The organism is Ralstonia sp. Ralssp135 (assembly GCF_047304345.1).
Classification (GTDB): domain Bacteria; phylum Pseudomonadota; class Gammaproteobacteria; order Burkholderiales; family Burkholderiaceae; genus Ralstonia; species Ralstonia chuxiongensis.
In genome coordinates, this window is the sequence record NZ_JBGLYZ010000079.1 from 1 (window position 1) to 5,088 (window position 5,088).

Genomic DNA, 5,088 nt, shown 5'->3' on the forward strand with positions numbered 1-5,088 from the left:
CCATGAACCACCCAGCCCCTCCCTCCCAGTGCATCCGCAAGCCGATTCCGCCTGCGATGCTCGACGCGCTGCGCACCCGCTTCGCCGACCGCATCTCCACCAGCGAAGCCGTGCGCGCCCACCACGGCCGCGACGAATCCGCCTACGACCCGATGCTTCCCGACGCCGTCGTCTTCGCGCAGACCACCGAGGAAGTCGCCGCCGTTGCCAAGCTCTGCTTCGAACACGAAATTCCGCTGATCCCGTATGGCGCCGGATCGTCGCTCGAAGGTCATCTCCTGGCCGTGGCCGGCGGCGTGAGCCTCGACCTGTCGCAGATGAACCACGTGCTATCGGTGCACCCGCAAGACCTGACGGTGACGGTCGAGCCGGGCGTCACGCGCAAGCAGCTCAATACCGAGATTCGCGATACCGGTTTGTTCTTCCCGATCGACCCGGGCGCGGATGCGTCCATCGGCGGCATGTGCGCGACGCGCGCGTCCGGCACCAACGCCGTGCGTTACGGCACGATGCGCGAGAACGTGCTGAACCTGACGGTGGTCACCGCTGACGGCCGCATCATCAAAACAGCTAACCGTGCACGCAAATCGTCGGCGGGCTACGACCTGACGCGCCTCTTCATCGGCAGCGAAGGCACGCTTGGCATCATCACCGAGATCACGCTCAAGCTGTATCCGCAGCCTGAAGCCGTGTCCGCGGCCGTGTGCGCCTTCCCGAGCATGGGCGATGCGGTGTCCGCTGTGATCGACACCATCCAGATGGGCGTGCCGATTGCGCGCGTGGAGTTTGTCGACGCGCTCGCCATCCGCGCGATCAACCAATACGACAAGCTCACGCTGCCCGAAATGCCGACGTTGTTCTTCGAGTTTCACGGCTCCGAGCACGGCGTGCAGGAGCAGGCCGAGACCGTCCAGCAGATCGCCGCTGAACACAAAGGCCAAGGCTTCGAATGGGCAACGCGCCCCGAAGACCGCAGCCGCCTGTGGAACGCTCGGCACAACGCCTACTTTGCGTTCCTGCAGCTCAAGCCCGGCTGCCGCGCCGTCACCACCGATGTATGCGTGCCGATCTCGCGCCTGGCCGACTGCGTGGTGGAAACCGAGAAGGACCTGCTCGCCAGCGCGCTGCAACTGCCCGCTCCCATCGTCGGCCACGTGGGCGACGGCAACTTCCACGTCGCGCTGCTCATCGATCCGAACAAGCCGGAAGAACTGGAAGAAGCCGAGCGCATCAACCAGCGCATCGTCGCGCGTGCGATCGCCATGGACGGCACTTGCACGGGTGAGCATGGCGTGGGCCTGCACAAGATGGACTTCCTCATCGCCGAACACGGCAACGATGCGATCGACCTGATGCGCAGCATCAAGCAGGCGCTGGACCCGAAGCACATCCTGAACCCCGGCAAGATCTTCCACCGGTAACCGACTCACCCACCAGCGACCGCCCGCATGTCCTCCGTCTTCAAGCGCGTTCCTCCGCTGCATCTGTTGATTGCCTTTGAGGCGGGGGCGCGCCATGCGAGCTTCGCGCGTGCCGCCGAAGAACTGTCCGTCACGCCGAGCGCGGTATCGCACCGCATCAAGAACCTCGAAGAACTGTGGGGCGAAGAACTGTTCGTGCGCACCGGCACAGCGCTGCGGCTCACCGCCGCCGGCACGCGCTACCTGCGCAGCGTGCAAGTCGCGCTCGACACGCTGCACGAACTGGCGCGGCCCGAGTTCAGCAAGCAGCGCGCGCGGCTTCGCGTGGCGATTCCGCCCACGTTCGGCCGCCAGCACCTCGTGCCGCGTCTGCCCGAGTTCAACGGGCTGTACCCGCACATTGATCTGGAACTGCATCTCTCCATCCCGTTCCTCGACGTGAAAGCCGAGGACACCGATGTCGAGATCCGCTACGGCACCGGCCGCTATCCGGACCTGAAGACGACGCTGCTGCTCAATGAGCGGGTCTTCCCGGCGTGTGGGCGCGGCTACTTCGAGCAGATCAGCGGCAACACCATCACCGAAGCGTCGCAGCTGCTGAATCTCACGCTGCTGCGCAGCCCGCTGGAGCCATGGCGCCCGTGGTTTGAGGCGGCGGGGCTAGACGCGGCGGAGCCCGCCACCGGCTCGCTGTTCAACGACATCGGCCTGATGCTTGAAGCGGTGGCCTCCAACCAGGGCGTTGCGCTGGTGCGGCAGGCGATGGCGCGCAACTGGCTGGGCTCGGGGCAGATCGTGCGGCTGCTGGACATCGAATCGACGTCGCCGCATGCTTATTACATCGTCCAGCGCGAACAGGCGCCGATGAAGCCCGAGGCGCGGCAGTTTGTGGATTGGTTGCTTGGGCTGGATTGGTAAACCGGTCAGCCGTGGGCAGCCAAGCCTCGTAACTGGACATCAAACCACCGGATTCGAAACTTTTAGTATCGACGTTGAGGCTCTGAAGCCTCAGCGTTGATGAAAAAAGCAGCAACGTCGGAGCAAAAAGCGTCATGGGCCGAGCCTCCGGGCCTCGAAGGCGACGTTCTGAACCTCATCGTTGCTGCTTTTTTCATCAACGCCGACTCTATTTGCCTCACGCGTGAGGTAGAGGAACCTCAGATTCGAAACTTTTAGTGTGAAGCTCGATGGTTTGAGCACCACCGTCGATGGTCGAAGGCTCGATCGTGCAGGTCGGACCTCCGCGAACGAGCAGTGAACCCTTGCAGCACCGCGATGAACCACATTGGCCGTCCCGGCGAGCCAAATTCATCGCAGCAAAAGTCCTTAACACGCCGCGCGGCGCGGCGGCCGGGCTATAGTGCCTCCCACCCCGGCCAGCGCTGGCGGGCAGAACCATGAGAGACACCCCATGAATGCGCCATCGTCGTTGTCCGCCACCGCCCGCGATCTGACCGCCCTACAGGCTGAGCTGACCGCCGCGCTGTCCCAGATCGTGTCCGACGACGCACTGCTCTGGGAGCGCGAAGACACCACCCCGTATGAATGCGATGGCCTCGCCGCTTACCGGCAGGTGCCGCTGGCCGTGGTCCTGCCGGATACCGAGGCGCAGGTCGTCGAAATCCTGCGCGTGTGCCACCGCATGGGCGTGCCCGTGGTGCCCCGCGGCGCGGGGACGAGCCTCTCGGGCGGCGCGATGCCGACGCCGGGCGGGCTGGTGCTGTCGCTGGCCAAGTTCAAACGCATCATCAAGGTCGATCCTTATACGCGCACGGCGGTCGTGCAGCCGGGCGTACGCAACCTCGCCATCTCGGAAGCCGCCAATCCGCACGGGCTGTATTACGCGCCCGATCCTTCGTCGCAGATTGCCTGCACCATCGGCGGCAACGTCAACGAAAACTCGGGCGGCGTGCATTGCCTGAAATACGGCCTGACCGTGCACAACGTGCTGCGCGTGCGCGCGGTGATGATGGATGGCGAGGTCGTCGAATTCGGCAGCGAAGCGCCCGACGCACCCGGCCTGGACCTGCTGGCAACGGTGATCGGCTCCGAAGGCATGCTGGCCGTGGTGACGGAAGTGACCGTGCGCCTAATCCCCAAGCCGCAGTTGGCGCAGGTGATCATGGCGAGCTTCGACAACGTGGAAACCGGCGGCAACGCCGTGGCCGACGTGATTGCCGCGGGCATCATCCCGGCGGGGCTGGAAATGATGGACAAGCCCGCCACCGCCGCTGTTGAGGAATTCGTCTGCGCCGGCTACGACCTCGATGCGGCGGCCATCCTGCTGTGCGAATCCGACGGCACGCCCGAAGAGGTGGCCGAAGAAATCGCCCGCATGAGCGAAGTGCTGCGCGCCTCGGGCGCCACGCGCATCCAGGTGTCGCAAAGCGAAGCTGAGCGCCTGAAGTTCTGGAGCGGCCGCAAGAACGCCTTCCCGGCGGCAGGCCGCATCTCGCCGGACTATTACTGCATGGACGGCACCATCCCGCGCAAGCACATCGGCACGCTGCTGCGGCGCATCCAGCAGATGGAGCAGAAGTACGCCCTGCGATGCATCAACGTGTTCCACGCGGGCGACGGCAACATGCACCCGCTCATCCTCTTCAACGGCGAAGACCAGGACGAATGGCACCGCGCCGAGCTGTTCGGCTCCGACATTCTGGAGACCTGCGTCGAACTCGGTGGCACCGTGACGGGCGAACACGGCGTGGGTGTGGAAAAGCTCAGCTCGATGTGCGTGCAGTTCTCGGCGGAAGAACGTGACGCCTTTTTGTGCGTGAAAGCGGCTTTCGACCCGGTGCGCCTGCTGAACCCGGACAAGGCCATCCCCACGCTCGCGCGCTGCGCCGAATACGGCAAGCTCCACGTGCGCAACGGCCTGCTGCCGCATCCGGACCTGCCCCGCTTCTGAGCACGCGACGGCCATGAGGAATCCGCCCCGCACCAGCCGCAACCGATGGCACGCCCACAATGCGCGCCTTGGCGAGTATCTCGGCAAACCCGAGAGCGGCTGGCGCGCGCGTTGGTACACCATCATCTTTGAAGCCGAAACACGATCCGGCAGGCTGTTCGATCTGACCCTGCTTGGCGCCATCCTCGCCAGCGTGCTGGTGGTGATGCTCGACAGCCTGCCGAGCGTCAGCGGCCGCGCGGGCACGCTCTTCACGGTGCTCGAGTGGCTCTTCACACTGCTGTTCACGGCGGAATACGTCATGCGCATCCTCGTGGTGCGCAGACCCTGGCGTTACGTGCTCAGCTTTTACGGCGTTATCGATTTCATCTCGATCCTGCCGACGTGGCTGGCGATCTTTGTGCCCGAACTGGCCTACCTGCTCGATGTGCGGCTGCTGCGTCTACTGCGCATCTTCCGGATACTGAAGATCACGGTCTACTTTGAAGAGGCGCAGATCCTCCTGCGTGCGCTGTTGAACGCGCGGCACAAGATCTTCGTGTTCCTAGGTACCGTCTTCATCATCACCATCATCCTCGGCACGGTGATGTACGTGGTGGAGGGGCCGCAGCATGGCTTCACCAGCATTCCGGTCAGCATGTACTGGGCGGTGGTCACGCTCACCACCACGGGCTTCGGCGATCTTGTGCCGCGCACGCCGCTGGGCCAGTTCATTACCTCGCTCACCATCCTCCTCGGCTACAGCATCATCGCGTT

General features: G+C 64.4%; 4 protein-coding genes. All 4 read left to right on the forward strand.

The genetic code is table 11. The annotated features are described in order from the left end of the window. Positions 1-2: 2 nt before the first annotated feature. Complete coding sequence (locus tag ACCD03_RS25325) at positions 3-1,421, forward strand: FAD-binding oxidoreductase (RefSeq protein ID WP_316671478.1); 1,419 nt, start codon at positions 3-5, stop codon at positions 1,419-1,421. Between the two features lie 27 nt (positions 1,422-1,448). Further along, complete coding sequence (locus ACCD03_RS25330; protein WP_413413265.1) at positions 1,449-2,339, forward strand: LysR substrate-binding domain-containing protein; 891 nt, start codon at positions 1,449-1,451, stop codon at positions 2,337-2,339. A 493-nt stretch (positions 2,340-2,832) separates the two neighbouring features. Continuing rightward, complete coding sequence (locus ACCD03_RS25335) at positions 2,833-4,332, forward strand: FAD-linked oxidase C-terminal domain-containing protein (protein ID WP_413413266.1); 1,500 nt, start codon at positions 2,833-2,835, stop codon at positions 4,330-4,332. 13 nt (positions 4,333-4,345) lie between these two features. Further along, a partial coding sequence (locus tag ACCD03_RS25340; protein ID WP_413413267.1) for an ion transporter occupies positions 4,346-5,088 on the forward strand: 743 nt, incomplete at its 3' end.